The organism is Bacillus sp. AR13-1, assembly GCF_008042285.1.
Taxonomy (GTDB): domain Bacteria; phylum Bacillota; class Bacilli; order Bacillales; family Bacillaceae_G; genus Bacillus_A; species Bacillus_A mycoides.
On sequence record NZ_QNUA01000012.1, the window covers coordinates 146,741 to 162,879 of the forward strand.

The following is a 16,139-nucleotide window of genomic DNA, read 5'->3' on the forward strand; positions in this document are numbered from 1 at the left end:
TTGGAGAAAGATGAGATTTTTAAAATGAAAAGGCATGAATCTAGTGTAATGCTAGATTCATGCCTAGTACTCTATCTTATGTTATGTTTTTTGAGGATAAATGAAGCGGAAAGAAGAATGACAATTCCATTTACAATATATACATTTAAAATAACGAAGACTAGGTTAGCTACTCCCAAACCACCTTTATCGAATATAGATGTGAGTGCTGTAGTAGTCAAAAAGATAATGGGAGTTAACAATAAAAATAGGAAACCTGCAACAATCCTTCTTTTAAAGTTATTTTGAGATAAGGAAATGGCTAAAAAATTAAGGACGCCAAACATGACCAATGAAAAAAGAAGGATAATTAATAATTGGATGCCATAAGACATTTCCACAGCTCCTTTTTGAAAAATCTATAATTTATTTTATTCGAAAGTAGTAGGGGATACTCCTTTAAATATTTGAACTACATAAAGAAAATAGATTTTAATCCTTGAAATTCAAAAAGAATGGACCCAGTAAAATACGGGATCCATTCTTAAGAAGTATTAGTTTTATATATTCGCAGATTGTGACGTTTGTTTTTTAAATTGTTTCTGCTTAGATAAGGAAATAAAAATAATCAACAACGAAATAACTCCGAAGATGAGAACCATATATTGTAACCCAATCGTATCTAAGAAGAAGCCAGTTCCAAGTAAGACAATTTGGAACATAACTCTTTCAAACATATTACGGAATGAGAAGAGACGTCCGTGATAGCTTTTTTCGACTTTCGTTTGGAAAATTGTCGACATAATAGGGAAGAAGCAGCCTACACTAAATCCAAACAAACCAAATGAGGCAAGTGCCATCCATTTAATATCGCTAAAGAACAACGAAAGGTGTGCAAAAGCGGTACAAATTGCGAAGAAGTATAGTAACTTTTCAGGTTTGAAATGATCAGATAAACGTTTAATAACGAAGGCACCTAACATAAATGCTACACCTTCAATTGTATATATGAATCCTTTAATCGTTGGGTCATGTTGCATTTCGCTAATGTTAATAACCATTAAATTGAATCCAGCTATAAATAATAGAGGGATAATACTTAATATAAGTGCTGTAAAAGCAATATGAATTCCTTTTAAAATACGAAATACTTCCATAAAACTATTATCTTTAGCTGATTGTTTACTTGATGTAGCGGATTTTTTATCTTCAAATTGTAGGAAGAAAGTTGAGAGGAATAATAAAGCGTATGCTGCCATTGAGAAGGCATACATATACTGTAAACTCATTACAACTAAAAGAATGCCACCTAGTGAAGTACCTGCAATACGAGCGATTGTACCGATATTCATATGTACACCGTTCATTTGTAATAGCTCATGTTCATTAACGATGAGTGGAATTACAGATTGTAATGCAGGGAAATAAAATGCCGCGGAAATTTGAAGTGCAATCATAAATGCAATCATGAAAGCGATACTTTCATATTGAATAGCGAAAAACATGAAAATAACACTAATAACACGACCAAATCCAGCGTAAAGAAGAACTTTCTTTTTTTCATATTGATCAATGACACGCCCAGCCATTGGACCGACTAGAACACCAGCTAACAGTCCGATAAATAATATAACGGATTTCATAAAATCAGAAGGGACGTATTTTTGCATAAATTCAAGATTACCAAGAATACCAAGCCATAACCCTAGACCAGCAATAAACTCCCCAATTAACACAATCCAAACATTTTTATTACGCCACATAATGTAAAACCTCTCTGTCTTTTAAAATGAAAAACTCGTATATAAAACCTCCTTATTTTATGTATTATTTTTAACGAACTTTTTTAGAGTCAGAGTCTATATTACGTGTTTCATTAATGGATTTCAATCTTTTTGATTTGTAAAAAAAGGATGAATTAAGTGATACAATGGGTAACTAAAAATACAAAAAATTCACAAGTAAATTCAAAGGGAAGGTAAGTGTGGGGAAAATAAAAAAAGTAAGAACGCAGATAATGCGTCTTACTTTTCTCAAAAAACCAAAATAGATTAAATTAGCAACACTTATGATCTTGTCCAATAGCTAAGCCGCTAAAAGACAGAGGACCAACAATGTCTGCACTTGCACCACTAGTAAGGTTTTCTACAGTTAATGAATACTCGTGAGTCCCGCAGCTAACATTTTGATCTATAGCTTGAAATGTTTGCGCGTAAAATTGCTCAGAATCTGTAGATTCAATCCCTACTTGAGCGTTGAAGATTTCTGTATTGTCACGGAAAATTCGGAATAAAACTTGTGAAATCTCAGTTATACCTTTAACCCCAACTGTAGCAATTAATTCTACTCGATTATTACGTGAATCTCTTCTTGAAATTTTTAATTTAATACTTGCTAGAATTGCTTTTTCTGGGGAATGGGGAATTACAAAAGTTGTTTCACCTGTTTTATTTAAAGGTTGAGTAGCTTGATAATCAATGATATGAGTCATATTCGTCACCTCCTCATATACTAAAATATGAAGGTAACGATGAATTAGCTTGGACATATACTATAAGATTTTAAGAGAATTGAGGAGTAATGTTGAATAAAGGGAGATAATATAAAAGCATCAAGAAAAAATCCCAATTATGAGAGTCATTTTTTGATGCTTTTCATACTTTAGGCGGAATATTCTTCTTTACGTACTTCGAAGAATTCATTCCGGCGTAAGTAATTAAAAATTTTTTCCGAAACCTCTTCTTCATGAGACACTAAGAATCGTTGATCAAAAGCATAGAAAGATTGACCTTTAATTAATTTTACGTAGTATATTTTACACGCCTCCTTTAAATTAGGATTCTTAAATACTTTATATTATGATGACCTATCTGGTTGTTAATAATACTTAAAGTTTCAAAGGGGAGAAGTATAAATTCAAAAAAACATTGAAATAGCTTACAAATCTGTAATGTTTTTGTCACCTTTGCCGATAGTTAAAATTAACCAGTATCTTCTATACTACAAATAGGTTCCATAAAACAAGGGGGTAGAAAGATGGAGGAAGTAATTGGAGAAGTTGTAGCAGGGATTTGTGAATTTGTAGTTGAAGTTACGGTGGATGTTTTAGGAGATTTAGTTTCCGGAAATGATGAAGAGAAAGAAACATTATAAAATTTGTAAAAAGTTTAAAGATAAACAATGTGTAAAAGCTGATTTCTAAAGGGAAGTCAGCTTTTATATTTTTTACATTATATTAATAATATCTAAATATTAATCTGTTACGATATTAATGAAATCAATAAAGGAGCTGACCGATATGAATATGCCGAATTCTAGATGTGATGTACCTGATTCTAATACGATTGTAGCGAATATAAATGAAAAAGAATATCACTTTATTGTTCGTATACATCCACTTGCAGGAAAGATGATAGCGCTATTTGAAAATGGGAAAGAATATGGCTTGCTTGATAAGGAAATCGCTAGTAGGGATAAATTTATTAGGTCAGAGCTTACTAAGTTGAAGCATTTCAACATAGATATTCTTTATGATAGTCCTGGGTGGATATGGATTGGCATGGACCAATATGGATTGCATGCAAGAGAGGCTACTAATAGCGAAGTAGAAGTTATTGTGAAGTTACAGGGGGATTAGACGTGTAAGAAGATCCTCAAATTTAAGAGATACTTTGTGGGGGTGTGGGATAATTCCCCATAACCTTTATTGTTTTGTGCTTAAAAATAAAAGAGTTAAATTTTTTTGATAGAAGGTCTCTAGTACAAGAGACGAGACTAAACTAAAAGAGGATTTGAAATTATATAAAGAGAACTTATAAATTAAATATAATACTTTATAGAAAGAAGATGATAAAAGTGAGTAAAGAAGAACTTGTGAAACAACAATTTGGTAGTAATGCAGAGAAGTATGTGAAAAGTAAAATTCATGCAAAAGGACTGGATTTACAATATGTAGTTCAGCAAGTTGAAACTCGTCATAATACTCGTCTTCTTGATATTGCTACTGGTGGTGGACATGTTGCTAATTTGTTAGCCCCAATGTTCAAAGAGGTAGTCGCTCTTGATTTAACAGAAAAAATGTTAGAAAAAGCAAAAGGTTTTATAGAAGGGAACGGACATGAAAATGTATCATTTGTAGCAGGACATGCAGAAAGGTTACCATTTGCTGATGATTCCTTTGATACAATTACATGCCGAATTGCAGCACATCACTTTGTTGATCCTTTGCAATTTATTTTTGAAGTAAATCGAACGTTAGAAGATAATGGATTATTTATATTAATTGATAACGTTTCACCAGAAAATAATGAGTTTGATACATTTTATAACTTTATCGAAAAGAAGAGAGATCCAAGCCATGAACGAGCTTTGAAAAAAACAGAATGGATTACTTTATTAGAAAAACATGGTTTGCAAATGCAGTCATGTCATACTTTTGACAAGAAGTTCGATTTTGATTGGTGGTGCGATATGATGGATGTTCCTACGCAAAAACGTGTAAAGTTAACAGAGTGTATGATGAAAACATCAAATGAAATGCAAGAATTTTTCAAAATTCAATTTGGAAACAATAAAATAGAATCGTTTTATACTGAAATGGCACTGTTCGTATGTAAAAAAAGTTCAACATTAAAAAGATAAATTTCTTGCAGTCTTTCTGATGTACGATATACTTAGTACAGAGAAAATGAGAATTGAGGAATAGTAATAATGATTCGTGTACGTATTGAGGGAACTGAGGAAGAGATGCTTGAATTTTTAGAGAAAATGCCTGACATTCCTGGGTTTGAAAAAACACATATGAGAGAACCGAGAAAAGGGAATAATCCGAAATATGATTCAAGCAAAAGTGTACTAGCATATTTATCTTATAAAAAGATTGAAGTCGCCAATAAATAGGCGGCTTTTTTAATTATCTCTGTTTCACCGCCTTGTCTTTTTCGCATAATAATAATAGTAGATTATGCTGGAGAGGGGTGAGGAAAGTTAATAAAAAAATAATCTTTTTCGGAGATTTTGGTATTGATGATGCAGTAACGTTAATTTATGCGAATAAAACATGCAAATTAGATATTATCGGTATCGTTGCAGAGTATGGAAATGTATCAAGAGAAATTGTTACGGAAAATGTTTATTTTTTAGAAAGATACTATGCTACAAAAGTGAAGATTATTGAAGGTGCCAGTAGACCAATGACAGCTGAAGAACCTTTGTTTTTCCCTGAAATTCATGGGGATCACGGTTTAGGTCCAATTATTCCACCGAAAATGAGAATTTGTGACAGAGAAAATTTTTGTGAATTGATTAAATTAATTGAGCCTTGTCCAGAAGATATTATTATAGTCGCGACGGGACGATTAACAACACTTGCAACATTATTTTTATTGTACCCCAATTTAATGAATCGAGTATGTTCTTATTATATAATGGGCGGTGCTTTTCTATTTCCGGGAAACGTTACACCTGTATCAGAAGCTAATTTTTACGGCGATCCAATTGCCGCGAATATCGTTATGAAATATGCGCAGAATGCTACAATATATCCGTTAAATGTAACGCAGCGTGCTCTTATTACCCCTGAAATGGTCGATATTATTGATAAAGAAGGAACAGGGCAGGCGAAACTCATAAAGCCAATGATCGATTTTTATTACGAGAACTTTTACAAAAAAGAATATCCAGGTATTGCTGGGAGTCCGATTCACGATTTACTTCCGTTCATTTCATTTATAAATGATGATATTTTTGAATATAAAAAATCAGCAGTTTGGATTAGTACGACGAATGATGTAACGAGAGGTCAAAGTGTTGCAGATTTTAGAAAAATAGCTGAGCCAACGACGTTTGATAATCGTCCTATACAAAAAATTGCCGTTGAATTTAATTATCAAGCGTTTAAAGACGAATTTATGAGAACAATATTGAAGCCAGATTGTCCTTAAAAGGGTGAGCAGATTTGAATGATTTTCATAAGACGAATAACTTACGAAAAATGTAACATAACTAATGGTAAGCAATTGTTTCTGATTATAATTTTTATTGGTCAATTATAAAGGAGGAAATGATATGATTTGGTCTTTAATCGTTGGTGGTATATTAGGATGGTTTGCAAGTTTAATTACTGGGAAGGATGTACCTGGTGGTGTAATCGGTAATATTATTGCAGGTATTGTCGGTTCTTGGCTTGGTACAGCGTTACTTGGTAAATTCGGACCTGTTATAGGCGGATATGCGATTGTTCCGGCTTTAATAGGCGCCATTGTTTTGATTTTCATCGTAAGCTTTATATTCCGTGCAATGCGGAAATGAATACAGGGGACTGTCTACATTTGTAAGCAGTCCCTTTGTATTATGTTGTCTAATCTGTTATGCTACTGTTATACAATCAGGAGGTGTCAGCATTGAAATCATTTACAGTAAATTTTCATCAAGAGGATAATGCAAAGGCAACAACAGTACATAAATTAAGTGAAGAGGACTTCGAGAAAGCAACAGAAAAAGGTACTCGCCACCTATTTGATTTAGATACAAACGTTGGTTTCTTCGTATTCTTTGATGCTGAAGATACAGAAGGAAACGAGCAATACTTAATGTTACAATATGAAGGAGATCATGAAGAACCAAGTGCTTGCTACGGATTTGATTTGAAATTGTTCTATCAATTTTTAGCACTATACTTAAATGATCTTGAATTCCAAGGTGAGACAAATGAAGAAGAGGAAGAAAATGGTCCAATTCATCATTTAGCGCACTTACTTTACCATATCGTTGAAGACGGTAAATCTATCGAAGTGTAAAAATACATATTTGAAGCTGTCCTTTAATAGGACAGCTTTTTTAATTATATAAATAGTTAATCTTAATGGATTTCTGATCATGACAAATGATTTGAATAAGATTCAGAAGGAACAAAACATTAAACCAGCAGAGAATGAGTATTCACTTTCTGCTGGTTTTTTGCATTTAAAGGAGATTTTGTAGCAGTTTAATTCAAGTTACAAAAAGGATATAGCGAGTATGGAGAGAAGGTGTATACAAGGAGATGAATAAGATGATTAACAATACAATTCCAAGCTTTTTGAAGATTTTGGAAAGCGATGATATAGGATTACATGACTTGAACAAATATTATGATATGCACCCAGAGGCATTCGAAGAGTATTTTAAGTTTCACTGTCCTAAGACAGAAGAACGTCTCTCTAGTGCGATTGAAAGTATCCTGCAAAACTAGAAGACATTCGTATTATTTCAGAAATTTTACCATCAATTATTCAAGAAGTTAGTAAGGACTATCGCATTCAATTTGGTAGTAATATAGATGTAACTTTTCATATATTTGTAGGTGGAGTTGGTTCTAATGCATTTGTGGAAAGGGAGATTATTGGGGATATATTTTTTGCGGCTGAGAAATTATCTCCTGTAAGGGAGCACCTCCGTGTTATCGTTGCTCATGAAATCGGACATATATATCATAATGTAGCATTACAAGAGAATGGAATGATGCCCTGGTAAGTTTATATCGTGAAGGGGTCGCGACCTATTTATCACAACTAATAGTTAAAGGTTTAAGTGAGTCCGTTTACTATTCATATAGTAGTAATGGTGATCCATCGTTACAATATTATAAAGAAATTGAAGAGAACATTAAGAAACGTTTTTTACAGGATTATGTTGAAGGATGGACAGTTGAAAAAGAGAAAGAATGGTTCCGTCTATCAGGAGGGACTTATTTCGGATACAACCGACTCGGTTATTTTTTAGGAAAATCATATATAGAGTATATGGTTCGTACTTTCGGAGAAACGGAAGCACTTACTTTTTGGGGGAAAAATAATTTGAGGAGTAGTGTTATGGAATGGTTACAAAAGTGAATATATTGAAGAGGGAGGTTGAAAATGATGAAAGTATATATGAAAGTACTTATATTTTTCCTAACTTTAACGTGTGTAGCGGCTTTAACCGCATGTACTAACGCTGAGGAAAAGAAGCAAACTAATTCAACATCAGAAAATAGTACGGAAAAAAAGAGCGATACGTCAGAAATGAGTAAAAAGAATGAAGAGACTGCTCCCAAAAAAGAGAATGAACCTGTGGAAAAACCAAAAGGTCAAGAATCGGTAAAACCTTCAACGGAGTCTAATACGAAAAATACAGTGCTTAATCAAAAATCAATTAACCATGTAAAAGATTTATTTGAGCAAGCGAAAGAAGGTAAAGTACCTAACGTACCATATGCAGCTCATACAGGAGATATTGAAGAAATAGAGAAGGCATGGGGAAAGGCAGATAAGACTGAGCAAGCAGGAAACGGGATGTATGCAACTTTTACAATTAAAAATGTAGCATTTGGCTTTAATAAAGGATCACAAGTCTTTGACGTACGCTCTTACCATTCAGAGCTCAAATCGATTACGTTACAAGAAATCGAAAAGGCTTTAGGAAAACCAGCGTCTGTTAAAGAAAATGGTAATGATAAAATTTATGTTTATAAAGTAAATGACCAGTTTGAATTGAAATTCGTAATTCCAAAATCGACTGGTAAAGTACATCATATTTCTGTGTTCTCACCGGAGGATAGTATTAATAAAATGGCAGGTTAAATGAAGAGCTGTTCCTATAGGGACAGCTCTTTTGTTTTGTTTCTTTCTAACGATTGAACAAAAAAAGCTTGAATGATACCACCGATTATTAATAAGAAGGCACAAATATAAAATAGAGTACTACCGCTTAATTTACTTAATAACAATGCACCTACAAAAGGCCCACAAGTTCTTGAAATATCCCAATGTATACCGTATATAGAAAAATATAATCCGCGTCTATGACTTGGAGCGATTTGTGAAACGAATCGTAGTAAGTGATTCAAAGCTATACTTTGCCCAATTACTAAAAAGAGCAATGTGAAGAATAATGACCATATTGTTGTGGAATAACCGTAGCCAATCGCAGCTAACGTATAGCAAGTATAGGAAATAACAATGATTTTAGGCATAGAAAACTGTTCAGACCATTTCACAAGGGAAATTTGGAGAATCACTTCCATGACAGCTTTACAAGTTGAGATAAACACGAGTACAAATAGAAAATTTGGAAATACACTTTCGGCGAATATACGATAATTTGATTCGGTTTGGGCGTAGAAAAAACTAATCGGTAGCGTAGAAACCATAAGTCCAAACACAGCGTAATGCTTTGAAATAAATTGTTTTGGCGAATATACTTCTTTAGTTTTATTAACGTTTTTCATGAGTGGAGCTGTTTCAGGAAGCTGCGTCCAAACGAGAATAGCATATAGCGTAAGGGCTACACCTTGCAAAATAAATAAATACTCAGGGTGACTAGTATAGAAAAAGGCGCCGATTAATGGGCCAATTACAGAGCCGATTGCTCCCGTAGTATGCAGAACAGCAAATATTTCTGCCTGTTGTTCTTCCTTCGTTAAGTCAGCGATTTGTGCTCGCTGTGCCGGAATATATAAAGAGCGTCCAATACCATTTACTACATACAATAAGGCGAAAAAGGCGACCGATTCAGCAAAAACGAAGCCGCTTACGGCAAAAGCTTGTAAAAGTAATCCGAGTAACATTATTTTCTTTCGGCCGTATTTATCTGTTACACCCCCAGCGATTAATGTAAACACAATATCAGCGAGAGGCTGTAATCCGAAAAGAAGCATTGTAACGATGACATTACCATTTAACGCTTTATTAACGTGAACAATAAAAATGATAGCTAACATCGCTTCAGTCGTTCGGACTAACAATTCACCGAACAATCGAATGAGAATAGGCTTATTATAACGTTTTAAAAGATACTTCATTTTTATTTCCTCCTTTCTATATTGAAATGATAAGATGGAAGCCAGAAATGAAAAAGGGTAGAATGAAAGAGGAAGATTTTTCATCTTTTAGGGGGCGTTTTATGATTATTTTGGAGCAATATATGCACCTGTGGCTCCAGTATGGAAATGGGAGAGCAGAGGGAGAACAATTAGAAATAACAATACAAAATATATCTGAAACTTTATTTTGTACAGAGCGAAATAGTAAATTAATCATAAAAAAATTAGAAGAATTTAATTGGATTATGTGGTTTCCAGGCCGAGGGAGAGGAAATCGTTCAAAGTTGTTATTTCAAAAACATCCACTTTCTTTAATTTTAGAAAGAGGAAAAGAAATAACGAAACAAGGGGACGTAAAAAGTGGAAGTGCATTTATTGAAAGATATAGCTCGTATTTTCCATCACTTCAAACGCAATTTCAAACGTGGATTGATTCGATATTCGGTTATCAAGTCGAAAGGACATCTAAAGGGAGAAGAGATGTGCTACGTTTGCAAGTCCAAATGAATCTAGATATTGCATTAGATCCTGTATACGCTACGATGCGTTCGGAATGTCATATGGTAAAACATATATACGACACGTTAGTGTATATAGACGGAAATACAAACAGTGTAGAGCCAAGACTTGCGTTTTATTGGGAATATGATGACCAGAAATATATATGGACCTTCTACTTACGAAAAGGTGTTCAGTTTCATAACAGGAAAGAATTTACTGCTTATGACGTTGTACATACATTTAAACGATTCTTGAAAGCGAAAAATAATCCGCATGCGTGGATGTTACAGCACGTTGAAAGTTTACATATTCTTGATGACTACATTGTGCAGATTCGTTTATCTACAGATAATAAGCTGTTTTTACATGCTTTAAGTACAGAACAGTGTTCTATTGTAAATGAAGATGGAGATGGAAGGTTAATCGGTACTGGACCGTTTCGATTATGTGAAAAGAATGAGGATGTATTCGTATTAGAAGCAAATGATTTATATTTTCGCGAGCGACCATTTCTCGATCGAATTGAATTATGGAATGTAGAGAACAGCGTAAATACGTGCGATATTTTAGCGAAAGCACACTATAACAATATAGAAAAGCATCATAAAGAACTAACTAGACTTGAGTCGAATGTAACATACATTACATTAAATACCGCAAAAGAAGGACCTATGCAAAACACGATGTTTCGGAAAGCTCTATATAAAATCATTCATAGCAATGCACTTATCGAGGAATTGCAAGGAGCGCGCGGAGAAATAGCAGAAGAATTGGTTCTAACAAAGGGTGGCACTATACATATAAATGAGGACATATATACGCTTATTAAAGAGAGCTCTTACCGTAATGAAACACTGCGACTATATACATTTACAGAACAAGATCATGTTGAAGACTCATATTGGATACAAAAAGAGTGTGCGAAGTATGGCGTCACTATTGAAGTCATTTTTCTTGAAACAAAAGAGTTATTGCAAGCAAGTACGATACAAAAGGCTGATATAATACATGATAGTGCGACAATTAGTGAGCGTATTGAAGAAAGTTTACTATATATGTTTCTTACAAAAAACAGCTTTATTCATCAACATAGCACTATAAAATTTAACGAAGTATTGCAGTCTTATTTTATAGAGAATCAATTAGAGAAACGGATGACACTGTTACACAATATTGAAGACACATTGTTACGCCAAATTCATATTATTCCTTTATATCGTAACAAACAGCAAGTAAGTTCACACGAAAAAGTGCAAAATATAATGATTAATCCACAAGGTTGGATCGATTTTTATCAAATATGGTTTAAGCCTTGATATATAAAGGTTCTTATGCATTTTAGTAAGATGTGTAAGAACCTTTTTTGTATGGAAATGAAGTTTGTTTTGCACATTTTTACGCTACATGTTATAAAAGTTCATTTACAGCGTAACAGTGTTATGTTACATTGTTGTTAGGAAGGAGTGATATACAGTTGATTACAGATTTAATTTCAAAAAAAGATTTATTAGAGTTAACTGGTATTTCATACGGACAGTTATATAGGTGGAAGAGAAAAAATTTAATACCGGAAGATTGGTTTGTACGGAAGTCAACGTTCACAGGTCAGGAAACATTTTTTCCAAAAGAAAAGATATTAGAGCGTATTGATAAAATTCAAACGATGAAAGAGGATCTATCGCTTGATGAATTGGCAAATATGTTTTCACCAAGCGTAACAGAGATTCTTTTAGCAAAGGAAGATCTCATTCGTAAAGAAATTACATCAGAACCTGTTTTACAATTTTTCATGGAGCAAACGAACAAAACGGCAGATTTTCAATTTGCAGATATTCTTTATGTATACGTGTTAGAAGAACTTCTTCAATCAGGAGACGTTAGTTTAGAAGAGGGGAAAATGGTTTTACAAGTTTTACGTGAAAATTATGAAGCGATTAAACATAAAAATTGTGACTTAGTTATTATTCGGAAGTTAGGGATTTCTACATGCTTCTTAGTATCAAGCGTTGAGGATTTAATTTTTGAAAAGGGAACAAAGATTGTTTTACGTGTAGCAATTATGAAATATACCGAAGCATTAAAAACTAAACTGTTGTAGTGGAGGAGAAATAATGCGTACAGAAAATTTAATTATAAACGGATATGGTTCATCAAACGGTGGAGAGTTTCATAAAGTGCAACTAAATGGAAAAGGAACTGTTAATGGAAACGTTGAGTGCGACCAATTTGAATGTAATGGTTACGGAATTGTTACTGGTGATTTGAAAAGTAGCGATGCGAGAATTAGCGGATCAGGTAAAGTTGAGGGTACAGTTAGTGCAGAAATGATGCGAATCGATGGGAAAGGGACAATTACACAAGATGTAAAGGCGACCACTTTAAAAATTGCAGGAAAAGGGACGATAGGTGGTAATGTAACTGGTGAAGAATTTAAAATCAATGGTCAAGCGACGATTGATGGTAATTGTGAAGTTGATATTTTTTCTTCAGAAGGGCAATTTACAGTTGGTGGATTATTAAGCGCAGATGAAATTAATATAAATATTCATGGTACATGTAGAGCGAAAGAAATTGGTGGCCAAACCATTAAAGTAAAACATAGATTGAGTGCTTTTAGTAGACTATTTAAAACAGTATTTGGCTTACAGTTAGAAGCTGAACTGCTAGAAGGTGACAATATCGATATTGATTATGCTCACATTAAAACAGTAAGGGGAAACAATGTTACTGTAGGGCCGAACTGTGAGATTGAACTAATTGAATATACTGGGGTTCTTACTGTTGATAAAAGTGCAAATGTAAAAGAAATTAAGCAAGTTTAAGTTTAAAAGGGAGAGAGGAATCGGTATGGAAAATCAACATAGTCTTACTGTAAATGGATCAGGTAGCTCAGCAGGTGGAGATTATAACAAAGTAAAGATACGCGGCGAAGGAACAATCTCTAATCATATGAGTTGTAATGATTTTAAAACGTATGGTACGAGTGAAGTACGTGGCAATATGAAAGCGAAAAATTATGTCGTGTATGGAGATAGTGAAGTACAGGGGAATATGGAGGCGGAATATGTAAAAGTATATGGCAATGCCCAAGTACAAGGTGACGGACAAATTAATAAAACAAAAGTTAGAGGTATGATAGAATTTAAAGGGAAGCTATCCGGTGATTTCATAGATGTGAAAGGTGCTTTAAATGTAAAGGGAGATATAGAACTAGAGGAATTATTACTAACTGGTGGTCTTGAAAGTGATGGTTTGCTTAATGCTGAAAATATTGAAATCTCACTTCGTTATGAAGGAAGTAAAGTGAGAGAAATCGGTGGGAAAAAGATTACAGTACGTAAAAAAGCGAGATTTATTCCTTTTACAAGTCATGCAGGAAGCCTTCAAACATCAATTATTGAAGGGGATGATATTTATTTAGAACATACAATAGCAGACGTAGTAAGAGGAAATCATGTTATAATTGGCCCTGGCTGTGAAATTAGTGTAGTAGAATATCACACTAGTTTTAATCAGAAAGGTAATGCAGTCGTAAAAGAACATAAACAAATATAAGTAGTATGAGGGAGAGCAAGAAATATGGTTGAGAAGAATAATAAACTCGGCTTCGTTGTTGCCGGTTTATTGCTAGGGATTTTAATGGCATCAATGGATAATACCATTGTCGTAACAGCGATGGGAACAATCGTTGGTGATTTAGGAGGCCTTGAAAACTTTGTATGGGTCGTTTCTGCCTATATGGTCGCAGAAATGGCAGGTATGCCGATTTTCGGTAAACTATCAGATATGTATGGTAGAAAGAGATTCTTTATTTTCGGTTTAATCGTCTTTATGATTGGTTCGGCACTTTGTGGAACTGCTGAAAATATTACACAGTTAGGTATTTATCGTGCCATTCAAGGTATTGGCGGCGGGGCACTAGTGCCAATCGCATTTACTATCGTTTTTGATATTTTCCCTCCAGAAAAGCGCGGGAAAATGGGTGGTTTATTCGGAGCAGTATTTGGTTTATCAAGTATTTTCGGGCCATTACTTGGCGCATATATTACGGATTATATTAGCTGGCACTGGGTGTTTTATATTAACTTACCACTTGGAATTTTAGCACTTATTTTTATTACATTATTTTATAAAGAGTCACGAGTTCATAGAGAACAAAAGATTGATTGGTTTGGCGCAATTACTTTAGTTGGTGCAGTAGTTTGTTTAATGTTCGCCTTAGAATTAGGCGGACAAAAGTATGATTGGGATTCTAGCTTTATTTTAAGTTTATTTGCTGGGTTCGCTATTTTAGTAATTGCTTTTATTGTTATTGAACGAAAAGTAGAAGAACCAATCATTTCATTTGAGATGTTTAAACAACGTCTATTCGGAATGAGTACAATTATTGCCTTATGTTACGGGGCGGCATTTATGTCAGCAACTGTGTACATTCCGTTATTTATTCAAGGCGTATACGGTGGTACCGCAACAAACTCAGGATTATTGTTATTACCAATGATGTTAGGATCAGTAGTAACAGCGCAGTTAGGTGGATTTTTAACATCAAAACTTAGCTACCGAAACATTATGATTATTTCTGCTGTAATTATGCTAATCGGATTATTCTTATTAAGTACATTAACGCCAGAAACAAGTCGTATATTATTAACAATTTATATGGTTATTATCGGTTTTGGAGTTGGTTTTTCATTCTCTGTACTAAGTATGGCTGCTATTCATAACTTCGGTATGGAGCAACGCGGGTCTGCGACTTCAACGAGTAATTTCATTCGTTCATTAGGTATGACACTTGGTATTACAATCTTCGGAATGATTCAAAGGACTGGTTTCCAGGATCAATTAGAAGAAGCGTTTAAAGGTATGAGCGGGGGAATGAATACAAACGCTTTAGGAGATTCAAGAGCTATTCTATCAGAATCGGCAAGATCTCAAATTCCGCCGCAAATATTAGATAAAATTATTGATGCTCTTTCTAGTTCAATCGTTCAGACATTTATGTGGGCGTTAGTCCCCGCAAGTTTAGCGTTCGTATTCGTTTTCTTTATGGGAAATGAGCGCATGGTATATAAAAAAGAACAAAACAAGGTGAAAAGTGAAACATCAAAAGCGTAAAGAAAAAGCTCCTTTCAATTTTGAAAGGAGCTTTTTCTTATGTACGGAGTCGAATTATCCTTCGATAATTTCGTATTCTTCGTCTGCTAATAATAAAATTTGTGTTTTCTTACCTTTGTTTTGAACTTCGATTACATCATATGTACCTAAGTCTCTTAGCTTGCTTTGAGAAGCGTTAACCATAACTTCCATAGAATCAATTAAGATATCTTCTTCAACGTATGATTCAGGTAATGCCATATCTTCAGTATCTAATACACATGTATATAGATTTTGTAAGTTCTCAGCAGTTGGGTTTTGTTCCTCAACATCAATGATGTTTTTTACTGCTTCCATATTTTCTTCTTTTACTTGATATACTTTAATTTTAGTCATTGTTTTAATCTCCTTTATTACGTAATCTTAGAGGCTGCAATTCATCCCGCAATAACGAGCAGTAGACTCCCGCCTCAAGGTGAAGAAGCAAATGATGAGGACGGCAGGAGATAACTGCCCGTAAGAGCCCGATTGGTGAGGGCTAACCATTAGTAGGAGATAAAGCTCCCCGCTAATAGAAGTTTCACTTTATTATAACGCTTTTTTGTTGAAAGATGAAATTGTTATATGCATTTATAGTGAAAAATATATTTTATTACTTATTTGAGGAACGATGAGTTTCTTAATTTGACAGGCATATGTCTGTATACTTATCTAGACTAATATT

The 16,139-nt window shown here is 33.9% G+C and carries 18 protein-coding genes and 1 pseudogene; 13 read left to right on the top strand and 6 right to left on the bottom strand.

What is annotated here, in order from left to right; all coding sequences use genetic code 11:
- Window positions 1-71: 71 nt before the first annotated feature.
- The 4 genes from DN408_RS11445 to DN408_RS11460 form a co-directional block, all read right to left on the bottom strand.
- Entirely contained in the window at window positions 72-374 is a 303-nt protein-coding gene (locus DN408_RS11445; RefSeq protein ID WP_000120186.1) for a hypothetical protein, read from the bottom strand.
- A gap of 165 nt (window positions 375-539) precedes the next feature.
- Window positions 540-1,742 carry an MFS transporter gene (locus DN408_RS11450; protein WP_078179001.1) on the bottom strand — a complete coding sequence of 401 codons (1,203 nt, stop codon included), beginning with the start codon at window positions 1,740-1,742 and terminating at the stop codon, window positions 540-542.
- A 293-nt stretch (window positions 1,743-2,035) separates the two neighbouring features.
- Complete coding sequence (exsC, locus tag DN408_RS11455; RefSeq protein WP_002165595.1) at window positions 2,036-2,470, bottom strand: exosporium protein ExsC; 435 nt, start codon at window positions 2,468-2,470, stop codon at window positions 2,036-2,038.
- A gap of 170 nt (window positions 2,471-2,640) precedes the next feature.
- Window positions 2,641-2,793 (bottom strand): YqbF domain-containing protein, encoded by a 153-nt coding sequence (locus DN408_RS11460; RefSeq protein WP_078179002.1) that lies wholly within the window; start codon window positions 2,791-2,793, stop codon window positions 2,641-2,643.
- 484 nt (window positions 2,794-3,277) lie between these two features.
- Here DN408_RS11460 and DN408_RS11465 point away from each other — a divergent pair, with 484 nt between their 5' ends.
- The 8 genes and pseudogenes from DN408_RS11465 to DN408_RS11500 all read left to right on the top strand — a co-directional run bounded on the left by DN408_RS11465 (window position 3,278) and on the right by DN408_RS11500 (window position 8,579).
- Entirely contained in the window at window positions 3,278-3,616 is a 339-nt protein-coding gene (locus DN408_RS11465; RefSeq protein ID WP_002127815.1) for a hypothetical protein, read from the top strand.
- 218 nt (window positions 3,617-3,834) lie between these two features.
- The gene (locus tag DN408_RS11470; protein WP_078178876.1) at window positions 3,835-4,620 is read left to right on the top strand and encodes a class I SAM-dependent methyltransferase; all 786 of its coding nucleotides are present in this window, start codon (window positions 3,835-3,837) and stop codon (window positions 4,618-4,620) included.
- 69 nt (window positions 4,621-4,689) lie between these two features.
- Window positions 4,690-4,878 (top strand): DUF3970 family protein, encoded by a 189-nt coding sequence (locus DN408_RS11475; protein ID WP_002013371.1) that lies wholly within the window; start codon window positions 4,690-4,692, stop codon window positions 4,876-4,878.
- Window positions 4,879-4,955: 77 nt separating this feature from the next.
- Complete coding sequence (locus DN408_RS11480; RefSeq protein ID WP_002013369.1) at window positions 4,956-5,921, top strand: nucleoside hydrolase; 966 nt, start codon at window positions 4,956-4,958, stop codon at window positions 5,919-5,921.
- Between the two features lie 124 nt (window positions 5,922-6,045).
- On the top strand, window positions 6,046-6,288 hold the full coding sequence (locus tag DN408_RS11485; RefSeq protein ID WP_002013368.1) for a GlsB/YeaQ/YmgE family stress response membrane protein: 243 nt from the start codon (window positions 6,046-6,048) through the stop codon (window positions 6,286-6,288).
- A 92-nt stretch (window positions 6,289-6,380) separates the two neighbouring features.
- The gene (locus DN408_RS11490) at window positions 6,381-6,776 is read left to right on the top strand and encodes a hypothetical protein (RefSeq protein ID WP_002084959.1); all 396 of its coding nucleotides are present in this window, start codon (window positions 6,381-6,383) and stop codon (window positions 6,774-6,776) included.
- A 254-nt stretch (window positions 6,777-7,030) separates the two neighbouring features.
- A pseudogene (locus DN408_RS11495) lies at window positions 7,031-7,850 on the top strand (aminopeptidase).
- 24 nt (window positions 7,851-7,874) lie between these two features.
- A complete protein-coding gene (locus DN408_RS11500) occupies window positions 7,875-8,579 on the top strand; it encodes a YjgB family protein (RefSeq protein ID WP_078178875.1) in 705 nt (234 codons plus the stop codon).
- A gap of 14 nt (window positions 8,580-8,593) precedes the next feature.
- Here DN408_RS11500 and DN408_RS11505 read toward each other — a convergent pair whose 3' ends face one another.
- Window positions 8,594-9,799, bottom strand: a complete 1,206-nt coding sequence (locus DN408_RS11505) for an MDR family MFS transporter (protein WP_002127807.1) — start codon at window positions 9,797-9,799, stop codon at window positions 8,594-8,596.
- Window positions 9,800-9,861: 62 nt separating this feature from the next.
- Between DN408_RS11505 and DN408_RS11510 the strand changes: the two genes are divergently transcribed.
- The 5 genes from DN408_RS11510 (at window position 9,862) to DN408_RS11530 (ending at window position 15,436) form a co-directional block, all read left to right on the top strand.
- The gene (locus tag DN408_RS11510; RefSeq protein ID WP_078178877.1) at window positions 9,862-11,637 is read left to right on the top strand and encodes an ABC transporter substrate-binding protein; all 1,776 of its coding nucleotides are present in this window, start codon (window positions 9,862-9,864) and stop codon (window positions 11,635-11,637) included.
- Window positions 11,638-11,795: 158 nt separating this feature from the next.
- Entirely contained in the window at window positions 11,796-12,419 is a 624-nt protein-coding gene (locus DN408_RS11515) for a YhbD family protein (protein WP_002189908.1), read from the top strand.
- Window positions 12,420-12,432: 13 nt separating this feature from the next.
- The gene (locus DN408_RS11520; protein WP_002189907.1) at window positions 12,433-13,143 is read left to right on the top strand and encodes a bactofilin family protein; all 711 of its coding nucleotides are present in this window, start codon (window positions 12,433-12,435) and stop codon (window positions 13,141-13,143) included.
- 25 nt (window positions 13,144-13,168) lie between these two features.
- Window positions 13,169-13,876 (top strand): polymer-forming cytoskeletal protein, encoded by a 708-nt coding sequence (locus DN408_RS11525; RefSeq protein WP_002189906.1) that lies wholly within the window; start codon window positions 13,169-13,171, stop codon window positions 13,874-13,876.
- Window positions 13,877-13,900: 24 nt separating this feature from the next.
- Window positions 13,901-15,436: an MDR family MFS transporter gene (locus DN408_RS11530; RefSeq protein WP_002189905.1), complete on the top strand. Its 1,536-nt coding sequence runs from the start codon at window positions 13,901-13,903 to the stop codon at window positions 15,434-15,436.
- A 54-nt stretch (window positions 15,437-15,490) separates the two neighbouring features.
- Here DN408_RS11530 and DN408_RS11535 read toward each other — a convergent pair whose 3' ends face one another.
- On the bottom strand, window positions 15,491-15,811 hold the full coding sequence (locus DN408_RS11535; RefSeq protein ID WP_002032538.1) for a hypothetical protein: 321 nt from the start codon (window positions 15,809-15,811) through the stop codon (window positions 15,491-15,493).
- Between the last annotated feature and the right edge of the window lie 328 nt (window positions 15,812-16,139).